The organism is Oceanobacillus sp. FSL K6-3682, assembly GCF_037976165.1.
Lineage (GTDB): Bacteria > Bacillota > Bacilli > Bacillales > Amphibacillaceae > Oceanobacillus > Oceanobacillus sojae.
The window spans coordinates 2,104,813-2,124,674 of record NZ_CP150263.1; the positions used below are offsets into that span (position 1 = coordinate 2,104,813).

Below are 19,862 nucleotides of genomic sequence, written 5' to 3' on the forward strand. Positions count from 1 at the left end.
AAAATTTCCAAAAAAAGAAGGAAAATGCGGGGAATCAAGGAGCATACATACAGCAGCTTACATCCTTTTTTCATCGATTTTGTCATAAAAAGGGGACACTTAAGGAATTGATTTTAATGGGAGCAGTACTAATTTATTTTATCAGTACTGCAGATGTTGTCCCAGACTATCTTTTTTCAGTTGAATATTTAGATGATGCTATAGCAGTTCAGGTGGTAAGGAATTTACTTTCTAATAAATACTAGTAATGAGGTTTTTGATATGCAGCAAAAGAAATATAATTTAGATTACAGTATTATAATAATTTTATTTTTATTATTTTTAATTAGTTTAATTACCATATATAGTGGTTCAGGACAATATGCGCAATCACAGCCTTTTTATTTTGTGATCCGTCAGGCTGTTTGGTATGTTTTTGGTATTCTGATCATGCTGGCAGTTATTTTCTTTGATTATGAGCTTTTGAAGCACCAGGCATTTAGGTTATATGCCATTGGCACTTTTCTTTTGATTTGTGTTCATTTTTTTGGTGTCTTTCGGAATGGCTCACAGCGCTGGTTAAATCTGGGTTTTTTTGAAGTGCAGCCATCTGAGTTTATCAAAATATTTCTTATCATTTATTTGGCAGTCCTTCTGGAACGTCATGGTAATCGAAAGCTGTCTTTAAAAATGAGTATCCAATTAACAGCGAAAATAATGGCAATAACCCTTATTCCATTTGTTTTTATTTTTCTTCAGCCGGACTTAGGTTCAGCCCTGACTATATTTGCCATTGCGTTTACAATGATTATTGTTTCCAGTATTTCGATAAAAGTTATTTTACCGATACTTTTTTCAATGGCTGCTTCAGTAGCAGGTTTAATTTTTATATATGCTTATTATTTCGATGCTTTCTCCCGTTTGTTTCAATCACATCAAATGGAAAGGATTTATGGCTGGTTAAATCCGTCAGAGTATGCATCTGACTATGGATACCAGCTTCAGCAGGCAATCATGGGGATTGGTTCAGGTCAATTAAGCGGTGCAGGGTTTAACCAGGGGTTGCAAATTCAAAATGGAAAAGTTCCAGAAGCACATACAGATTTTATTTTTACAGTAATTGGAGAGGAATATGGTTTTATTGGCGCAAGTATTCTGATTCTGCTGTATTTCCTGCTTCTCTATCGGATTACAAAGGTTGCTTATGAGACCAATAACTTATTTGGAGTATACCTTTGTGTTGGTGTCATTGGAATTCTTGCTTTTCAAGTTTTCCAAAATATTGCGATGACGATAGGGTTAATGCCAATTACAGGTATTACTTTACCATTTATAAGTTATGGGGGCAGCTCTTTAATAACAAACCTGATGATGGTTGGATTAGTAATTAGTGTACAAATCCGTTCTTCCAGGGATGATTTATTCCGTAAAAAAGCTATTAGTGATTAGGCAGAGGATAATTGCGAAAGAATGAAGGATAGAATTTAAAATTGTAAAAAAACAGTAGAACTAAAACCTTCATAATCGCTATGAAGGTTTTTATTTATTATTGATTTCAAATGCAGTACGAATTCCTGCTTCAATAGCTCCTTCCATCCAGCCATTGAAGCCAGAAACATGATCACCGGCGAAATATATTTTTCCCTCGGCTTTTTCCATGTCAGCTTCTGCTTTTGCTGCACCGAGGGTCGGGGTAAGTAAACTGAAACAGCCTGCAGAGTAGGGATTTAAACTCCAATTAAAATAAACGAGCTTTTTAAATGCCTGGTAAACAATAGTGCCGTATATTTTAGCTAAATCCTTCATGACATATTCATATATGGATTTTGGAGGAGCACTTGTCCAGAGAAGAGCTCTTTCCCCCCAGGTATAGCTGACAGTCATCACGTTTATATCTTTTTGGCTGGGAATATAAGCAAAGGATATAGGTAAATCAGTGATGGCATTTCCGAAAGAATATTCTTCCCAAAAACGGAAGTGAAATTCAATACCAATTTTTAAAGAAGGAATATGATTTAATCTGCGAATCAACTGCCATTTTTGAAATGGGATAGAGTGCTTGGGGTAGATATCTATAAATTGGAGCAGGGGAAAAGGAATTGCGGAAATAACGAAATCTCCGCGGAAACTGGATTTTTGATTCGTATGAATTTCAACATAGGATGCAGGCGACTGATCGATAGCAACCACCTTATGATGTAAATAGGTATCTTCCTTTACCTGGTGATAGATAGATAATGGTAATAAATCATTTCCATTAGTTATTGCCGAAAAAGATACATCCTTTTGTGTTAAAGGCTCAAAAATATCCGTTAATATATCTACAAAACTGCCTTGTGAAAAACCTTCAATGCCTAACATAATGCTGATTAGAAAAACAGCATTTTTAGAAAGCGAAGGACCGATGGGATTATGAAGCAAAAATTCCTCAATAGAATAATTTTTATAGGCTTCCTCTAATTCTTTTTTTCCGGCGCTATCTGCTTGCTGATATTGTGTAAGGAATGGATGAATTGCTTCTTCGAATAAAGCAGAAGCGGTTTTACCTTTTTCTGATGGTGGAAGAGGAATCTGTAATATATCTGGATTTTTCTCATATATTTGACGTGTTGTCCGAACATGGTTGATGAAAATAATATCTTCTGGAGTTTCATTTATAAAGGGGTGTGTATGCAGCGAGAATTTATGTAAATAAGCGTGTACCAAATAATGATAATCTGGAATGCGCATGGCACCGGCATTAAGATAATTTTCATCACTGAAGGTTTTTCTGATGGTTAGAATTCTGCCGCCAATCCGTTCATTTGCTTCCAGGATGATGATATCATGTCCTGCTGCTTTTAACAGGCTTCCTGCAATCAGCCCTGCCAGTCCAGCTCCAATAATGATAATTCTTTTTGACTTACCGGTAACTTTTAAACCATCTGAGATAATTTCTAAGTAATTAGATGGGTATTTAAGCATCTCTTTATTTCTATCCATGAAGGATGCACCTCTTCTTATTAATTTAGCACATTAAATTCCCCGTCGAAATGAACTCTATGATAAAATAGCGATACAGGTCAAACAAATGATGATGTAAGAACATATTATGTGATAAATATAATAATTATGTTATTAGAGTCAACAAGGAGAGGATTTAAATGAAGAAAAAAGTTGGTATTGTATTTGGAGGGAAATCATCAGAGCACGAAGTTTCTTTGCAATCAGCCAAAAATATTGTGGATGCTATCAATCTGGATAAGTATGAAGTATATTTGCTGGGGATTGATAAACAGGGAAACTGGCATGTAAATGACCGGTCCCGTTATTTAATAAACGAAGAGGATCCAAGCTTAATCGCATTAAATAAAACAGGGAAGGGAATAGCTATTGTTCCTGGAGCAGAGGAGAACCAAATTATCCAGACTGGCTCTGATATAAGCATGGATCAATTAGACGTTATCTTTCCTATTGTACATGGAACACTCGGAGAGGATGGAAGCCTGCAGGGAATGCTGAGAATGGCAAATATTCCATTTGTCGGTTCCGGAGTACTCGGCTCAGCTATCAGTATGGATAAAGATATTGCCAAACGTCTGCTTCAGGATGCAGGTTTAAATGTGGCCTCCGGTTACAGCTTCCGTAAAGCGAAGCAGGACCAAATAGTCTATCAGGATATTGTGGCGAAATTAGGGACACCATTATTTATCAAGCCGGCAAACCAGGGCTCCTCTGTAGGTGTGCACAAAGTTGAAACAGAAGAAGAATTTAACCATGCTATCCAGGATGCTTTTATGTATGATCATAAAGTTTTAGTTGAGGAAGCTATCGAAGGGAGAGAGATTGAATGCTCGGTTTTAGGTAACGATCATCCAATTGCTTCTGTACCTGGAGAAATACTCCCGACTGTCGAGTTTTATTCATATGAAGCGAAATATATTGATGAGTCCGGGGCAAATCTGGAAATTCCGGCTTCATTAGAAAAAGACGTAGCAGAAAAAATTCAAGCTACTGCTATTCAAGCTTTTGAAGCTTTAAATTGTGAAGGGCTGGCCAGAGTAGATGTATTTTTAAAAGAAGATAATACTATTATTATTAATGAAATTAATACGTTACCAGGTTTCACGAAAATAAGTATGTACCCTAAACTCTGGGAAGAAAGCGGCGTTTCCTACCGGGAACTGATTGAGAGATTAATTGAACTGGCAATCGAACGCCACCAGAGAGATCAGCAATTAAAGAGCTCTATTTAATTATGTCTTCAAGATTAAAAGTTATAAAAGGATGGTTGAATGTCTAGCGGCAAAACAGAAAAAAATAATGCTAAAGTCTACTTACAAAGTAATCTTCCTTCAGTGATGTTTCATTTTTTCTTGACCGTGTCTGCAATGTTGTTGGTACTCTTTACAAATCAGGTAAAAGGAATATTTTTTAGTATTATAATTATATATGCTTTATTTGGATTGTTTTTGAAAAATCAAGGGGCGCTATTAAAAAATATCCAATCTGTTTCATTGGTTTTCATTATTAATCTGATACTTTATATACTGCTTCCTGTGGTACTGCCTCAGGCGCTGATGTTTTATTCCCTGCCGTATATTTATTTGGGTTTTATAAATGAGCGATTAATATATTTAGCTGCTATATTCCCATCTACTTGTATGCTGATCGGGTTATACGTGAAAGTATTGATGACCAGTTTAAAAAAGTAATATGTCAATAACAGGAACATTATTTGGAACAAATGTGACAGATGGTCCTCCAAAGTAAATGAAAAAAAGAGGAGCTGTGATAAATAAAGGAACAGTTCTTCTTTCTAATTAATGCTTGGATTTCCTGTTAGCAGATGGATAAGAATGGGTATACTATGAATATAAGCAAATACGGAGGGAGGGGACGTACCATTTTCAATAAACGTATTCGCCATATACAACGCTATCGTGAAATACTGGTAGCTTTTTCCCGAAACGGTTTTGGTTATATTGTAAAAGAATTAGGGCTTCAAAAAGTTGTTTCTTTACCTGAGAGAGTGCTCAAAGGAAAAAAAGAAATACATAATAAAACAACAGGGGAGCGAATCAGATTTTTCCTGGAGGAGTTAGGACCAACTTTTGTCAAGCTGGGGCAAATCGCAAGTACGAGAAATGATTTGATTCCACCGGATATTATAAAAGAATTGGAAAAGCTGCAGGACCAGGTTGGAAAAATTCCTTATACTGATATACAAGAAATTGTAGAACGGGAATTAGGGGAGCCTATTCAGGAAATATTTAAGGATTTTGATAAAACCCCCTTAGCGGCTGCATCTATAGGACAAGTCCATCATGCGGCTCTGCAGACCGGGGAAGAAGTAGCTGTAAAAGTGCAGCGCCCAAATATTGAAAAGAAGATTCATACAGATTTAGAAATTTTAATGAATTTTGCAGCACTTGCAGAAACACGTTTAGAGTGGGCAAAGCAATATAAAATTACAGAAATCATTGAAGAGTTTAAGGCATCTATCCTGGCTGAATTAGATTATACGCTGGAAGGAAGAAATGCACATAAAATTGCAATGAATTTTAAAAATGATAAAGAAGGTGTCAAAGTCCCCGATGTTTATTGGGAGTATACGACAGAACGGGTTTTGACGATGGAATTTGTCAAAGGTATAAAATTGGATGAGAATGAACAGCTTCTCAGGGAAGGGTATCAGCCCAAAATTATTGCGGAAAAATTAATTCAAAACTTATTTGAACAGATTCTGATGGACGGTTTTTTTCATGCCGATCCGCACCCGGGAAATGTAATGGTTCTTCCGGGTCATCAATTATTATTTATGGATTTTGGAATGGTCGGACGGCTGACACCGATGATGAAGGATCATTTGACAGATATGATTATTGCGCTGGCACGTCAAAATACGCATGCAATTGTGAAGGCTATTTATAAAATGGGTGTTGTTCCTGACGATGTAGATGACGATATGATGCGTGCTGATATGGAAGAGCTGCGTGATAAATATTATGATATCCCATTTAGTCAGGTAAGCTTGGGAGAAGCAGTCAATGATTTGTTCCGTGTTGCTTCTAAACATCGAATCCGGATTCCTGCTGACCTTTCTTTAGTCGGAAAAACGCTCTTAACGCTTGAGGGTACAGTAGAAAGATTAGATCCAGATATCAGTATTGTTAAAATTGCGCAGCCTTTTGGTAAAAGATTAATAAAAGAAAAATATCGTCCGAAAAAAATAGCTGAGGAAGTTTATGAGCAGGTTGATGATTATAAAGATATTATTCTGGATTTACCGGAGCATATTAATGCGATTTATAAGCTGCTGCGTTCCGGGAAGTTTCCTTTAGAAATATCAGTTGCCAGAGTGGATATGATTCTTAAGAAGCTTGACAGAGTCAGTAACCGGCTATCCTTCAGTATTGTATTGTTATCTTTTAGTATTATAATGGTTGGTTTAATTATTGGCTCGGCAATTGCCGGAGAAGTGTCTTACTTCTGGAGCCTGCCAGTTATTGAAATCGGTTTTGTTGTTGCAGTACTACTGTTTATATGGTTAATTTTTTCGATTTTCAGATCGGGAAGGTTTTAGGGAAGAGAAAAGCTTATGTCAAGCAGGAGGAATCTCCTTCAGACATAAGCTTTTTTGTTTTCAACTAATTTTATTAAAATACTTTATCGCCATTAAAGATGGAGTTTTTCACCACTACATAATCTACTGTACGGATAGAATCTAATTTCTTGCCGCCGGCATAAGAAATAGAAGATTGAAGATCCTGCTCCATTTCTGTCAAAGTATCCTGAAGTGCGCCTTTATGCTCTACATACATTTTCTTGCCTTCTACGTTTTTCTTTTCACCTTTTTGGAATTCAGAAGCAGATCCAAAGTATTCTTTTAATTTTTTACCGTCTTTTTCAATTGTCTCTCCTGGAGATTCTTCATGGCCTGCAAATAAAGAACCAATCATTACCATAGAAGCTCCAAAACGTACAGATTTTGCAATATCTCCATGCGTACGGATGCCGCCGTCTGCAATAATTGGCTTGGTTGCTGCTTTTGCACACCAGCGCAATGCTGCTAATTGCCAGCCGCCAGTTCCAAAACCGGTTTTGATTTTAGTAATACACACTTTACCAGGTCCGATACCAACCTTCGTAGCATCTGCTCCAGCATGCTCTAGCTCACGGACTGCTTCTGGTGTTCCGACATTTCCGGCAATTAAAAAGCTGTCTGGTAAATACTTCTTAATATGCTTGATCATCCGGATAACAGAATCAGAATGCCCGTGTGCAATATCAATTGTAATATATTCAGGTATAAGATTGTCATTAGCAAGCTCTTCAACAAATGCATACTCTTCATCTTTTACACCGACACTGATAGAAGCGTATAAATCCTGCTCTTGCATCGTTTTAATAAAATCAACACGCTTTTCCGGTTCAAAGCGGTGCATAATATAGAAATAATTATTTTCAGCTAAATAGGTTGCAATTTTTTCATCTATAATAGTCTGCATATTTGCAGGGACAATCGGTAACTTAAAGGACCTTCCACCAAACTCAATGGATGTATCACATTCTGAACGGCTATTTACAACACATTTTGCGGGAACTAACTGGATATCTTCATAATCAAAAACATTTTCCATGAAAAAACACTCCTAAACACGAATAAAATTTGTATTATATATTAAAAACATTCGCCTTTAGTAATTTAACCCAATAAGGATATTTTGTCAACGTTTTATGCTTGAGTATCGACAAAATAATTAGAAAATAAGAAACAGGAGTTTTACGAACGATTTTTTGTAATAAAACAACGTTTTTAATAAATAAGGGCAGACATGATATAATAAGGAACCAAAATCAAAGAATTGGATGAAAGAGGGAGGAAAAAATGTCTATATTTGCAAAGGATGCTTTGAAGGGAAGGCATGTATTAATTACAGGAGCAACTGGCGGAATAGGGATGGAAACTGCGGAAATCGTTGCGGGCATGGGTGCCAAAGTTACCATTACCGGACGGAATACAGAAAAGCTTGCAGAGCTCAGGCAAAAGCTTGAAACCATCATGGATGCTTCAGATATATTTGTTCAAAGAGCAGATATAACAAATAAGTCAGATAGAGAGCAATTAATCCGTGATGCGCAGGCGGCGTTAGGATTTATCTCTGATTTAGTGAATGCTGCCGGAGTTGCAGGGAATATGACGGTAGATCAGCTCGAAGAAGAAGATATTAAAGCAATGCTCGATATTAACTATTTATCGGCTTTCAGTTTAACAAAAGAAATATACAAGGAAATGCAGGAGAAAAAGCAGGGGAATATTGTTAATATAGCTTCTTTGTCCGGTTTGCGCGGTACATTTGGAAACACAGCCTATGCTTCATCTAAATTTGCGATGATTGGCTGGACACAGTCCATGGCGCTGGAGGCGATTGCATTTAACATCCGTGTGAATGCTGTTTGTCCCGGCTTTGTTGATACAGAAATGGTGGAAGGGTTATTTGAGAATAAAGCAAAAAATACAAATCAATCTTACGTACAAGTAAGAAAATCAGCGGAAGAATCTTTACCCTCAAAAAGAATTATGACTGCCGATGAGGTTGGCAGCACAATAGCTTTTCTGCTGACTGATGCAGCACAGAATATTGTAGGAGAATCTGTGAAAATATCAGGTGGAGCGGTAATGAGATAATATTGAAAAAGACTAACAGATTATATTTTCCGTTAGTCTTTTTCCCTTTATTTAAGCAGGAAGGCGGCTTTGTTACCTTTGGAAATATCTTTCGCTTCTGTATTTCTCATTGGCCCAGCTTCAATCTCCATACTTTTATCCTTCCAAATTTTTTCATACATTTCTTTGTCTAATAAGAAGGTTTGCAGCAGCTCGCCTTCTTCACCAGGTGCAACAGTATCACTATTGTCGTAAGGGAGCAGCATACCCTCGTTTAAAAGATATTTGATCCATCGTTTACAGTGAGTTTTGAAGATATATCTCCCAGACCAATTTCCTCTTCACTTTGGTTGTCAATCTCAAATCTGATTGTAGCTATTGCTACGTTATCAGGATCTGTATAGCGGGGCGCTTCATCAGCATTATACTCTGTAGTTGGGGCAGGGGTATCTACAATAACATTGCCCTCTGCTAATATTTCTTCCGGTTCATCTTGTCCAAAAGGGTAAGCATAATAGCCGGTCACTTTGTCTTCTGCTTCAACTAAGTATTCGTTATCAGGTGCTAATATAGTTGGTAATTGTTCCTCTAAAGGAATAAGATCCCGATAATTATTGTGATGTTTTGTTGCTCCAACATAATCTATGTTTAGGGTAGGCATATAATGTAAATCCTGATCTGAATCATTCTTAATAGTATATTGTGCCAGGATAACGCCGCCATCTGTCTGATCCCCGAAAGGAATACTGAAATTAGTATAGAAATCCTCTAATTCTACCAATGGGTAAGCGTCCAGCGTTAATGATAACCCTTCCCTCTCATGAGACTGAGATTCATTGTTTTCAAAAAGAAGTGTAGCAGTACCTTCTGTTTCTTCTTCCATTGCAGTAATTAGTGCATCAAATTCTGCGTTAGAAGAGCCTGTTTGTGGCTTTTCTTCTTCATCAGTTTCAGTTCCGCAAGCAGTTAAAACGATTGCGAATATAGCTGCCAGAAGAACGTAAGCGTTCTTTTTGACATCTAATATCTCCATTTTTGTAATATGTATAATAGTAACATAATTTGGTGTGGAAAAAAGTAATAATTTGTAAATAATTTTCTTTTTTAAAGAAAATTTCCTAATTTATTCGATTATTTGGAAATAAAAGATGCATTTTGAAGGAGAGACATAAAAAATGGAGTAACTGACTTTATACACCAGGAAGAAATTCCAGTTTTACAATGAGAAAATCAGAAAGAGCTCTATATCGAAAAGAAGCGCTGAATAAAGTTTCGTTTATAGATGAGCATTAAAAATAAGCTGCTGCGAAAGGGGAAGATCGGTCAGAAACCTCCCGCAGTGCTTGAAATATTTTATTGGAGCTGAGCCATCCCTTTAAAAACCAATTGACTTTACCCTGTCTATTCTTTTCTATACATCATATCCCCGTTAATAATTGTCATTTCAATATTGGTATCTAGTAACTCATCAGCATCCTTTAATTGAAATGGGTCGGCAGAATAGACTGTCATATCTGCAAGCTTGCCACGGGAGATTGTTCCCTTTATTTTTTCTTCATTGGTTGTGCAGGCTGCATATTTAGTAAATAAATAAAAAGCCTCCTGCATACTTAGCTTTTGCTCAGGATACCAGCCGTTATGAGCTTCCCCTGGAGCTTTTCTTGTAATAGCGGCATGAATTCCAAGTAAAGGATTAATTGGTTCAACAGGTGCATCTGATCCACCTCCGCAAATAACACCATTGTCCAGCAAGGTTTTCCAGGCATAGGCATAAGGCATTCGGTCTTTCCCGAGGCGATCCCTTACCCAAGGATAATCACTGGCAAGGAAGCGGGGCTGAATATCAACGATACGGTCAGGAGTGGCAAGACGCTTTACTAAATCAGGATTGATAACCTGCGCATGTATCAGCCGATCTCTATATGCAGCAGCTGGAAATTGATCCAGGATGTTCAGCACATTTTCTAATGCCTGATCACCAATCGTATGAACGGCAACAGGCATCGCTAGCTCTCTTGCACGTTTTACAATATTATAAAGGGTGTCCTGGGAAAGCATGGCCTCCCCAAATTGTCCAGGGTGATCAGAATAAGCCTCTTTTAATAATGCAGTTCTTCTGCCAAACGCACCATCTGCAAATACTTTAATTGCCCCAATTTGCAGTGTATTATTCCCATAGCCGGCATACATACCTTCTTTATGAAGATCCTCCAGGTAATCATAATCAATTAAAAGATTTGTCCGCAGCCCCATACCTTCCTGATTTAATAATTCCTGGTAGAGGCGATAGGTTTGCTGCAAACCTCCTAAATAAGCCGGATCATTGGAGTGAACACTTGTAACACCATATTGAATAACAGTCGAAATGGTTTTTCGAAGTGCTTTTTTCCACGTGTCATAAGATTTATCAGGAATTTTTGCTTTAAATAATGTGGCGGCCGATTCCAGAATTAATCCGTTAGGTTCCCCATCTGCATCCGTCACAATTTCACCGCTCTCTGGGACAGAGAGATTGCTGGAATAATTAATTTGCTCAAGGGCTTTGGAATTAACCACTGCAGCATGTTCACATATTCTTGTAAGAAAAAGCGGGTGATGCGGGGCAACAGCATCAAGCTCCTGTTTTGTCGGCAGACCGCCATCTGTAAATAAATTTTCATCCCAGCCGGCACCAAGCAGCCACTCGCCTTTTTCCAGGGTGCCAGCATGCTGTTTAATTTTATTTAAGAATTCTTTTTTCTGGGTGACCCCGGTCACATCTAAATCAATAAATTTCATTGCCTGCATAGAGAGGTGGAGGTGGGTATCAGTTAATCCCGGAGTAACTGTTTTTCCCTCAAGATCAATAATTGTATTGGTTTTTGTACTCCAAAAAGCAAGTATTTGAGTACTTGACCCCATATCAATAAAGCGTCCATCTTTGACAGCAACAGCTTCAACAATTGGCTGAGATGATTGAAATGTATATATAACACCATTAATATATATCGTTATCATCGAGATTCTCCTTGTCTAAATTATCATATCGTAATCTTTATTTAACACCTTTTCTAAATGAAAAAGCATATAGAAATGCAGCCATCAATCAAGTTTACAGGATTATTTCCAATCCTTTGCAAAAGAGTAATAAGATAAACTGTACTGTTATTTATCTTACCAAAATTGTTTCATTTTGACAGCAGGGAGATTGACACTTTCAGAAATTTTATTATATACTGTATTCAACAAAGTTGAATATAATGAAACTGAATTGAATTGTAAATAAACTCAATAAGAGCAGTTGTTGTAATTTTAATTTAACTATTTTCTTGTTAATTTGTGCAGCATCTATGCTTTCTTAGTTTCATTAGAAAATAGGGCATTCCTCAGTTTTAGTTGTACTTGTGCAAATAACATTTGATTTCTATTTTCATAAATTAAAATGAAAACGGATACAATGGGAGGGATTTTGATGCGCGGCTTACCAAGTAATGTGTATTTGAAGGAAGTAGGGCCAAGAGACGGGCTGCAGAATGAAAAGCAGTGGATTTCTACAGATGATAAGGTTGCCTGGATTAATATGCTTTCAAAAACAGGTGTTTCGGAAATTGAGTATTCTTCCTTTGTTCATCCCAAAATGATTCCCGCATTAAAGGATGCAAGGGAGGTAGGGAAGCGGATTATTCGTAAAAGTGGGGTAACATACTCTGCTTTAGTACCAAATATGAAAGGGTTAGAGTACGCTTTAGAGGCAGGTATCGATGGAGCATCCGTATTTATGTCGGCAAGCGAGACGCATAACAGGAAAAATATTAATAAAAGTATTTCTGAGACATACCCGGTACTGACAGAGGTCATTAAAGAAGCTAAAAATGCAGGCAAAATTGTAACAGGCTATGTTTCTACGGTCTTTGATTGTCCATACGAAGGGAGAATTGCCGTAGATGATGTACTAAGAGTATGCGGTCAATTGATTGATAGCGGGGTAGATTATCTTTCACTTGGAGATACAATTGGAACTGCTGTACCGACACAGGTGGAGAATCTGCTTGAAGGACTTTTTCCTTATTTTCCAAAGGATAAGCTGATTTTGCATTTCCATGATACAAGAGGGATGGCAATAGCCAATATTATGACTGCGCTTCATATGGGAATTACCCGGTTTGACAGTACTGTCGGAGGTTTAGGGGGCTGTCCTTATGCGCCGGGAGCTGCGGGTAATGTTGCCACAAATGATGTTTTATATTTATTGAATGGCCTTGGAATTGAAACGGGAATTAATGAGAAACGCATTCAGGAAGCAAGTATTTATATTCAAAATAAGCTGGGAAAAACGTTACCAAGCAGATCTGTAGCTTATTTAAAAAATGCTTAACATAGCGAAAGACACTATAAAAGTCTTGTCAAGTAAGTATTGACAAGACTTTTATTATATTTTAGAAATGCATTTCTTTTAATTGCTGTATAAACACCTTTAATGCTTCCAAATTAGTTGATTCTATCCATGTGTTTAATGCAGGGATATCCCCCGCAATATATAAAGATAAAACATGCTGCAATTCTTCTTGATAGTTATCCACATTCTTTGATTCCTCATTCATATTATGCAAAATAATGCTCCAATCTGTATAAAAGGATGCTGCATATTGACTGGGGTATTGCATAGCCAAGTCAGCTACTTCTTCCATACTTTTCCTGTCGAGCAGTTCCAGCACAAACCAATTTTCCAGATTCGCATCATTCCAGTCACTGCCCGCAGCAGCATTTTGAAAGAAGGTACGTGCCTGTTCTATTTTCCCTTGAAATAAGAGCGCTGATGCATGGGAGGACGCTGCATAACCATCCAATCCATTATTAGTCCAATTGGTGTACTGCTGGAACCAGTGATTATAATTATCCCAATCGCGCTGGTACAGATAATAATCTAGAATCTCCCAGACATATGCTGCATTTTCAGTCTGCTCAGCAAGCATAATATAGTAAGGAAGAGCAAGTTCTGTACGGTTTTCCCAGGTTCCATCACTTTCCAGCCCAATCATTGCTGTAATCATGCGTAAGCTGTGCAAATCGGAATCATCTTTTTTCACATTTGCTTTATATTCCTGTAAAGCTTCCTTCAGCTTTCCATCAAGAAGCAGTTCATCTGCATTTGTCAGTTTTCTGTTCTGCAAACGAATCATTGGAATGTTATTTATATTTTCCTCACTTAACCGATAACCCCCACTGGATCTAAGCAGCTGGCCTTGGCTGTCGTAAGCAGAAACTCCCCAAGAATAGGTTCCTTCCGGGTTAGAAAAACTGAGCAGGGAAGCAGGCTCAAAAAAGTCTTCCTTGGTATCCTGTTCATTTAAAATAAAATTAGTTGAAAGAGCGTATAAATCCTCCAGTTCAATGGTGGTTTTATGACTTGTTATTCTATTATCTAGTTTTACGCTATAGCTGGCTCCCTCTTTTTCTATAGTAAATTCCAGCAAATAATAACTTGCATCTTTCACGGGCTCCCATTCCAAATCGAAATGGTCTTCTTGAATCACTGTTTCGTTTACCGGCTGGACCAGATTAATAACTGGTTCTAAGGTGATATCATATACCTCATCTTTGCTTCCATCTATGGAAAGGATCTCACCAGCTTCGAATGGAATCATATAACCATCTACCATTTCCATACTGAGGCCGGCAGTAACTTCATAGTTTCCAGGTAAGATTTGGTCAAATGTGAATTCACCATTTTCATTTGTCTCTGTATGATTTTCTTCGTTCGAAAAGATGGAGTAATTAGCAAATGCTGTATCACGTAAAAATACACCTGCACCGGGTATCGGTGTTCCATCTGCATAGGAGACTCTGCCCGTTACTTTTTTTAAAGGTTCATCTGTTAATAAAGCGTATTCGAGACGATTATTCAGTGCCTGCAGTTTCTCGTATAAAACAGAATCTGTAAGCGTAATATCTCCGTCGCTTTTTTCAATGTCCGTTAATATTTGTCCGACCTCACTTGCTGCCAGCTCTATTTGACCCTGTTGAATTTGCATTTCCGCTTCTGCTTTTGCTATTTGTATTTGTAAGTCCATATTCGAAGGGTCTGCATATTCCTTTAATTCCTTCAGCAGGTTTTCAGCTCCTAGAAAATCATGAAGCTGTACACTTGCTTCTAATGAAAAAAGCTGAAGCTCCTGTAATAAAAAAGGATCACCGTTTTGCTCTAATCGTTTTAACCCTTGCGCATAGATTTCTTCAGATATTCCAGGCTCGCCATGTTGTTGATAATAAAAAGCAAGATTTTTTACAGCATAAGGATATTCTGAATGTAAAGGTCCGTTCTCTATATAGTCCTGCAGATAGGGAAGTTTTTCATCCCATGAAAATTTCGAATACATTCCGTTCGTCGAGGTATATCCGGATCCTGAGGGAGAAATGTTTATATCGTATAAACTGCTATCCGCAGGATCAACCATATATGTTTGAACAGCATCATATCTTTGTTGTTTTGTTATTTTTTTATCTAACACCTCGAGTAATTTTACATTGGCGTCAGGTTCACCATTTTCGATTTTTTGCTTTGCTATCCATAACTCTGCCTGTGGAAAAAGAAAGATCATACATGCCGGCAAAATAATAAGGAAAACAGCGAGCATCCAGGTGAGATGCTTTACTTTTAATTTAATTCTCATTTTCAATCTCCCTCTCAAATTGCTGCTGTAAATAAGTACTTCCACCAAACTCAATGAATAAAAGCTCATCATCCACCGGGGCTTTTCCGTTCAATCCAATGAAGGTGAAAACAGCTACCCCCGTAATAAATATAGTGCTGACAGGTATAACAGGAATTGAAATTTCCTTATTCCAAAAGCGGTGCCATTTTGACCTTTGTTCTTTCAACTTCTGTAAAACATTCTCTTGCTTTGTAAAATGTATGGAATGCAGCTCTGATTCCAGTTTTTTCATTATTTGTTTTTTCTCAGTCATCCAATCCCACCTCCATTTCCGGTTGATATTAATACACCTTTTAAAGAATTGCGCCCCCGCTTCAGTCTGGATTTAATCGTGCTCTCCTTTATTTTGGTAAGATGAGAAATTTCTGCAATTGCTAAGTCGTTATAATAATATAGAATAATGACTTCACGGTATTTATAAGGAAGTTGTTGAATCGCATGAGCCAGCACTAAATTTCTTTCTGTACCTAAAATATTGTCCTCTGGTGTAGGATTGCTATCAATAGAGTTCTCAAGTTTATCATTACTTGAAGGAAATACATTTTTTAATGCGGCTTTACGCATGATGCTGCGGCAATGATTTAATAAAATGGTTGTTAACCAGGCTTTTAGCCGATCCGGATTTTCCAGCTGATGTATTTTTTGAAAAGCATTTAGAAAAGTATCCTGGACAATCTCTTGAGAGAGCTGATAATCCTTTAAAAGAAGAAAAGCGGTGCGGGTTAAATACTCGCCATACAGCTGCATGGTTTCTATGTAAGCTTCTTCATTCTGTTGCCTGATACGTTCTGCGAGTTCCAATAAATTATCACTCCTTTCACTATATAGATGCGTTTTTCTATGAACAGGTTGCATAAAACGGAAAATTTTTAAATTTCTTTTCTATATACATGACGCTGAGTAATTATACTATAAAAAAGAAAAACTAAAATAATTTTTCAAAGACTATTATTTTAGAATAACGCCAGAGTATAGATTGACTACATTGGTTTGTCTGGCTTATGATTAAATATACTATAGAGAATATGAATTCAGTTTAGCAGGAAGGAATGAGCAGTATCGAATTACATAAAATCGGCGAAAAAATTAAGTATGCAAGACGTCGGGAGAATAAAACACAACAGGAAATTGCAGACGCTTCCAAAATTTCTAAGAGCCTCCTCTCGAAAATAGAGAATGGCCAGACAGCTTCAGCGATAGCTACCTTATCACGGATTTGTGATAGTCTCCATATAGAGCTGTCATGGGTATTGGATGATAAAGAGGAACAGGATATTGTTATTCAGAAGAAAAGGAACCGGCCACAAAAAGTAGGGGACGAAAGCATGGGCTATTCTTATGAAATACTAGCCAATCGCTCACAATATAGCGGGATTGAACCGACTATTGTACATGTTACACCTAAATCTCAGAATCTGCGTGATGAAAAAACGTATACACATTCACAGGATGAATTTATTTATATATTAGAAGGGGAAATTGAATTATTATACGATGGAAAAAAACAGCTGCTTCAAACAGGGGACAGTGCTTATTTTGCAGGATCTAAGCCGCATTTATTTCTCCCTGTGGATGACCAGGAAGCAAAGGTGCTGACATGTTTTATTGACCGGGTTTGAGGGGAAATAGTGAAATAAATTTATTTCACATAGACATTTGATGTGGGGGGCTAAAAAATGAATCCATCTGAATGTCCTTTTTGTTATCCGCATCTAGAGAAGAATCAGCAGATTATATTGGAAAATAAACAAGCAATGTTTTTACAGTTGGACGAAGCAAGGCAGCCAGGTACTGCACTTGAAGGAGCGGGTGTGATTGTAACTAGGGCACATCGGGTTTATCCATTTGACTTAACAGATGAAGAATGGCTGGCAGTAAAAGACCTTTTACAGAGGGCTAAATGTTTAATTGATGAAAAACATACACCTTCTGGTTATAACATTGGCTGGAATAGTGGTGCAACAGCCGGACAGCATATTATGCATGCACATTTACATATATTGCCGCGGTATGAAGACGAACAGATGAAAGGGAAGGGGATAAGGTATTTATTTAAACATGAATCAAACAGTCGTGCTGGAAACGATTAATCAACTATAAAACAAAAAATGACTTTCTCCTATGTTTAAGAGGAAGTCATTTTTTGTTTTATAGCTTTACAGAATAGATTTTTTAGAAATAGTTTCTATTTGGATATATCATCTGTATTTTCTTTATCTGTTTTCGCTGCAGCTGCTTCAGAAGTTGCTGTTGCAACAGGTGTTTGATGGGTTTCAGGATTGCTTCTTCCTTTTGATGCACCTGCCAGTAACTCTTTAATATCAATTCCGGAAGTTTCCTTCAGGTTTTCCTGCAATGTACTAATTAGATTGGTTGCATAGCTGGAGACTTTGTTTGCTCCGCCATTTGGACCGTTACTTCCAGTATCGACAACAGTAATCTTATCAATATTAGATAGAGGGCTGGCAACTTGTTTAGCATAATCAGGAAGCATTTTGATAACCATATCAAGGATTGCTGCTTCACCGTATTTTTCAAAGGCTTGCGCAACTTTTTCTTTTGCTTCAGCCTCCGCCAGACCTTTCAAGCGGATAACTTCTGCTTCAGATTCCCCTTGTGCACGTTCTGCATCGGCTTTTGCAAGACCATCCACACGGATTTTCTCAGCTTCCGCCCGGGCAGCTGTTTCAATACGGTATTGGTTTGCATCTGCAGTAGCCATTTCTCTGGCTTTTTCTGCAATGGCTGATTGCTCAACTGCATATCTGTCTGCATCTGCTTTTTTCTTAACCTCTGAGTCATATTGTTTTTCACGACGCAGAATTTCTTTTTCTTCCAATTCAATTTGCTTTTGACGCTCGATAATTTTGATTTGCATTTCCTGTTCTGTAACTTCCTGTTTAGAACGAGCTGTTTCAAAATCATAAGCTTGGTCAGCACGTGCTTTTGCAGTATCCTGCTCACGGCGGTATTCGGAAGTTTTTAATTGATTTTCTTTTTCTGACTCGGCAATCTCAGTTGCTCGCTGTAATTCTGCACGTTTAGCATCTTTTGCAGCTTCCGCACGTTTAATACGTGTTTCTTTTTCTGCTTCAGCTGTCGCAATATCTGCATCACGCTTTACTTGCGCAATACGAGGCTTACCAAGAGATTCTAAGTATCCATTTGTATCTCTTACATCTTTAATGGTGAAAGATACAATAACTAATCCCATTTTTGCCAGGTCGTGAGAGGCAACACGCTGTACTTCCTGAGAGAACTTATCGCGGTTTTTATAAATTTCCTCAACAGTCATGGAGCCGAGGATAGAACGAAGATGTCCTTCCAACACTTCTTTCGCTTCCATTTCCCGGTCTTGCTTGGATTTTCCAAGGAATTGTTCTGCTGCTGTAGCAATTTCACTGATAGATCCACCTATTTTTATAATTGCTGTACCATCTGCTAAAACAGGAACACCTTGCTCTGTGTAAACTTCTGGAGTAGTTACTTCTAATTTACTGGATAATAGACTTAGAGGTTCGGCCTGTTGAAAAACAGGAACGACAAATGTTCCGCCACCGCGAATAATTTTAATTTTATTTCCGGCTTCATCAACGTGAACATTCTTTCCTCCAAGATAACTTCCTGTAACAATGAGCGCTTCATCAGGTCCTGCTGTACGATACTTTGTTACAAATAGTCCAAGTAAAGCTAACAGAAGCGCTGCTGCTACAATAATGACAATCCAAAGTTCTGACATTTTTTTCCTCCTCTATGTTTTATTTTTCAGCCTGCTATCACCTGTTTTCTAATTGATGAGAACAAGCTGATTTCATCCACTAGCATTCCTTCCAATGAATAAGGAATGAAGTTTCATTATATGTGAAAAGCTAATATATATTAGCTAATCCAACGATTCATAAGGGCTGACATAGAAAACACCATCTTTTATTTCGATAATTAAAACACGTTCTCCCTGAGGGAGTGCTTCATTGTCATAACTTACAGCCGGTTTAGAAATAACCCCGCTTTTCCATTGCACCATTACTTCCCCGTAACCATCTATTGGAATAGATACAATCACTGTTCCCACACTTCCCATTAAGGCTTCCTCAGAATAGCCCCAGGATTGCTCAGCGGACCGGATTGGAACAAGCACAAATATGTGCAGGAGGGTTACAAAGATAATACTTAATATAGAAGAAATAATGAGAATAACAAGACTTTCCCAGTTCATAAACCATTCAAGAACATATCCGATGGCGGATAAAAAAATGGAAAAAGAAAGAACAATTACAGGATGTAAGAAAGGAACTGATTCAAAAATACCATCCAATAAATCTCCAAACAACAGGACAACTACGGTTAAAATTGCTGCTATAATAAGCATCCATAGGTATAAATCCTGTATAGCATAACCAAATAACGTCATTATGTAACCTCCCTTGCTCTTTATCTTAGTTATATGTACGTTTTAAATCTTCGTTTGGTTTCAAATTTTTGTTTCTTATCGGGAGACAGGTTCTATTTTATCATAGATAAACGTGAAAAATTTCCTGTGA

Annotated in this window: 17 protein-coding genes; 7 read left to right on the plus strand and 10 right to left on the minus strand. The window is 37.5% G+C overall.

Annotated elements, in window-relative coordinates:
* The first annotated feature begins 261 nt into the window (after window positions 1-261).
* The gene (gene rodA, locus MHH51_RS10520) at window positions 262-1,428 is read left to right on the plus strand and encodes a rod shape-determining protein RodA (RefSeq protein WP_339285981.1); all 1,167 of its coding nucleotides are present in this window, start codon (window positions 262-264) and stop codon (window positions 1,426-1,428) included.
* A gap of 90 nt (window positions 1,429-1,518) precedes the next feature.
* Here the strand turns inward: rodA and MHH51_RS10525 are convergent, their stop codons facing one another.
* Window positions 1,519-2,961, minus strand: coding sequence for an FAD-dependent oxidoreductase (locus MHH51_RS10525; protein WP_147208037.1), 1,443 nt, complete (start codon window positions 2,959-2,961; stop codon window positions 1,519-1,521).
* Between the two features lie 161 nt (window positions 2,962-3,122).
* Here MHH51_RS10525 and ddlA point away from each other — a divergent pair, with 161 nt between their 5' ends.
* Together ddlA and MHH51_RS10535 are read left to right on the plus strand one after the other, a co-directional pair.
* Complete coding sequence (ddlA, locus tag MHH51_RS10530; protein ID WP_339285982.1) at window positions 3,123-4,214, plus strand: D-alanine--D-alanine ligase; 1,092 nt, start codon at window positions 3,123-3,125, stop codon at window positions 4,212-4,214.
* A gap of 614 nt (window positions 4,215-4,828) precedes the next feature.
* Complete coding sequence (locus tag MHH51_RS10535) at window positions 4,829-6,544, plus strand: AarF/ABC1/UbiB kinase family protein (RefSeq protein WP_186813515.1); 1,716 nt, start codon at window positions 4,829-4,831, stop codon at window positions 6,542-6,544.
* A 73-nt stretch (window positions 6,545-6,617) separates the two neighbouring features.
* Here the strand turns inward: MHH51_RS10535 and guaC are convergent, their stop codons facing one another.
* The gene (gene guaC, locus MHH51_RS10540; RefSeq protein ID WP_339285984.1) at window positions 6,618-7,601 is read right to left on the minus strand and encodes a GMP reductase; all 984 of its coding nucleotides are present in this window, start codon (window positions 7,599-7,601) and stop codon (window positions 6,618-6,620) included.
* Between the two features lie 248 nt (window positions 7,602-7,849).
* Between guaC and MHH51_RS10545 the strand changes: the two genes are divergently transcribed.
* Window positions 7,850-8,650 (plus strand): SDR family oxidoreductase, encoded by an 801-nt coding sequence (locus MHH51_RS10545; protein WP_339285985.1) that lies wholly within the window; start codon window positions 7,850-7,852, stop codon window positions 8,648-8,650.
* 47 nt (window positions 8,651-8,697) lie between these two features.
* On the opposite strand, the gene MHH51_RS10550 is transcribed toward MHH51_RS10545, so the two are convergent.
* The 3 genes from MHH51_RS10550 to MHH51_RS10560 form a co-directional block, all read right to left on the minus strand.
* Entirely contained in the window at window positions 8,698-8,895 is a 198-nt protein-coding gene (locus MHH51_RS10550) for a hypothetical protein (RefSeq protein WP_339285987.1), read from the minus strand.
* Between the two features lie 8 nt (window positions 8,896-8,903).
* Window positions 8,904-9,662, minus strand: a complete 759-nt coding sequence (locus MHH51_RS10555) for a DUF5068 domain-containing protein (RefSeq protein WP_339285988.1) — start codon at window positions 9,660-9,662, stop codon at window positions 8,904-8,906.
* 368 nt (window positions 9,663-10,030) lie between these two features.
* Window positions 10,031-11,626: an amidohydrolase gene (locus MHH51_RS10560; protein ID WP_339285989.1), complete on the minus strand. Its 1,596-nt coding sequence runs from the start codon at window positions 11,624-11,626 to the stop codon at window positions 10,031-10,033.
* Between the two features lie 454 nt (window positions 11,627-12,080).
* Between MHH51_RS10560 and MHH51_RS10565 the strand changes: the two genes are divergently transcribed.
* Window positions 12,081-12,983, plus strand: coding sequence for a hydroxymethylglutaryl-CoA lyase (locus MHH51_RS10565; protein WP_339285991.1), 903 nt, complete (start codon window positions 12,081-12,083; stop codon window positions 12,981-12,983).
* 61 nt (window positions 12,984-13,044) lie between these two features.
* Here the strand turns inward: MHH51_RS10565 and MHH51_RS10570 are convergent, their stop codons facing one another.
* Genes MHH51_RS10570 through MHH51_RS10580 form a run of 3 tightly spaced genes read right to left on the minus strand, consistent with a single transcriptional unit; the run spans window position 13,045 to window position 16,122 of the window.
* Window positions 13,045-15,279 carry a carboxypeptidase-like regulatory domain-containing protein gene (locus MHH51_RS10570; RefSeq protein ID WP_339285993.1) on the minus strand — a complete coding sequence of 745 codons (2,235 nt, stop codon included), beginning with the start codon at window positions 15,277-15,279 and terminating at the stop codon, window positions 13,045-13,047.
* On the minus strand, window positions 15,269-15,574 hold the full coding sequence (locus MHH51_RS10575) for a hypothetical protein (RefSeq protein ID WP_339285994.1): 306 nt from the start codon (window positions 15,572-15,574) through the stop codon (window positions 15,269-15,271). Before MHH51_RS10575 ends, MHH51_RS10570 begins: the two co-directional genes overlap by 11 nt.
* Complete coding sequence (locus MHH51_RS10580) at window positions 15,571-16,122, minus strand: sigma-70 family RNA polymerase sigma factor (protein WP_339285995.1); 552 nt, start codon at window positions 16,120-16,122, stop codon at window positions 15,571-15,573. Before MHH51_RS10580 ends, MHH51_RS10575 begins: the two co-directional genes overlap by 4 nt.
* Before the next feature lie 248 nt (window positions 16,123-16,370).
* Here MHH51_RS10580 and MHH51_RS10585 point away from each other — a divergent pair, with 248 nt between their 5' ends.
* Window positions 16,371-16,940, plus strand: a complete 570-nt coding sequence (locus tag MHH51_RS10585) for an XRE family transcriptional regulator (RefSeq protein ID WP_339285997.1) — start codon at window positions 16,371-16,373, stop codon at window positions 16,938-16,940.
* A 57-nt stretch (window positions 16,941-16,997) separates the two neighbouring features.
* A complete protein-coding gene (locus tag MHH51_RS10590) occupies window positions 16,998-17,411 on the plus strand; it encodes an HIT family protein (RefSeq protein ID WP_147208019.1) in 414 nt (137 codons plus the stop codon).
* A 95-nt stretch (window positions 17,412-17,506) separates the two neighbouring features.
* Here MHH51_RS10590 and MHH51_RS10595 read toward each other — a convergent pair whose 3' ends face one another.
* Together MHH51_RS10595 and MHH51_RS10600 are read right to left on the minus strand one after the other, a co-directional pair.
* Window positions 17,507-19,060 carry a flotillin family protein gene (locus MHH51_RS10595; protein ID WP_147208017.1) on the minus strand — a complete coding sequence of 518 codons (1,554 nt, stop codon included), beginning with the start codon at window positions 19,058-19,060 and terminating at the stop codon, window positions 17,507-17,509.
* A gap of 144 nt (window positions 19,061-19,204) precedes the next feature.
* A complete protein-coding gene (locus MHH51_RS10600; RefSeq protein WP_147208015.1) occupies window positions 19,205-19,732 on the minus strand; it encodes an NfeD family protein in 528 nt (175 codons plus the stop codon).
* Between the last annotated feature and the right edge of the window lie 130 nt (window positions 19,733-19,862).

What these genes read in the sequence shown, in the direction of transcription:
- rodA (WP_339285981.1), top strand. Translation starts at nt 262, where the DNA reads ATGCAGCAAAAGAAATATAATTTAGATTACAGTATTATAATAATTTTA.
- MHH51_RS10525 (WP_147208037.1), bottom strand. Translation starts at nt 2,961, where the DNA reads ATGGATAGAAATAAAGAGATGCTTAAATACCCATCTAATTACTTAGAA.
- ddlA (WP_339285982.1), top strand. Translation starts at nt 3,123, where the DNA reads ATGAAGAAAAAAGTTGGTATTGTATTTGGAGGGAAATCATCAGAGCAC.
- MHH51_RS10535 (WP_186813515.1), top strand. Translation starts at nt 4,829, where the DNA reads ATGAATATAAGCAAATACGGAGGGAGGGGACGTACCATTTTCAATAAA.
- guaC (WP_339285984.1), bottom strand. Translation starts at nt 7,601, where the DNA reads ATGGAAAATGTTTTTGATTATGAAGATATCCAGTTAGTTCCCGCAAAA.
- MHH51_RS10545 (WP_339285985.1), top strand. Translation starts at nt 7,850, where the DNA reads ATGTCTATATTTGCAAAGGATGCTTTGAAGGGAAGGCATGTATTAATT.
- MHH51_RS10550 (WP_339285987.1), bottom strand. Translation starts at nt 8,895, where the DNA reads ATGCTGCTCCCTTACGACAATAGTGATACTGTTGCACCTGGTGAAGAA.
- MHH51_RS10555 (WP_339285988.1), bottom strand. Translation starts at nt 9,662, where the DNA reads ATGGAGATATTAGATGTCAAAAAGAACGCTTACGTTCTTCTGGCAGCT.
- MHH51_RS10560 (WP_339285989.1), bottom strand. Translation starts at nt 11,626, where the DNA reads ATGATAACGATATATATTAATGGTGTTATATATACATTTCAATCATCT.
- MHH51_RS10565 (WP_339285991.1), top strand. Translation starts at nt 12,081, where the DNA reads ATGCGCGGCTTACCAAGTAATGTGTATTTGAAGGAAGTAGGGCCAAGA.
- MHH51_RS10570 (WP_339285993.1), bottom strand. Translation starts at nt 15,279, where the DNA reads ATGAGAATTAAATTAAAAGTAAAGCATCTCACCTGGATGCTCGCTGTT.
- MHH51_RS10575 (WP_339285994.1), bottom strand. Translation starts at nt 15,574, where the DNA reads ATGACTGAGAAAAAACAAATAATGAAAAAACTGGAATCAGAGCTGCAT.
- MHH51_RS10585 (WP_339285997.1), top strand. Translation starts at nt 16,371, where the DNA reads ATGAGCAGTATCGAATTACATAAAATCGGCGAAAAAATTAAGTATGCA.
- MHH51_RS10590 (WP_147208019.1), top strand. Translation starts at nt 16,998, where the DNA reads ATGAATCCATCTGAATGTCCTTTTTGTTATCCGCATCTAGAGAAGAAT.
- MHH51_RS10595 (WP_147208017.1), bottom strand. Translation starts at nt 19,060, where the DNA reads ATGTCAGAACTTTGGATTGTCATTATTGTAGCAGCAGCGCTTCTGTTA.
- MHH51_RS10600 (WP_147208015.1), bottom strand. Translation starts at nt 19,732, where the DNA reads ATGACGTTATTTGGTTATGCTATACAGGATTTATACCTATGGATGCTT.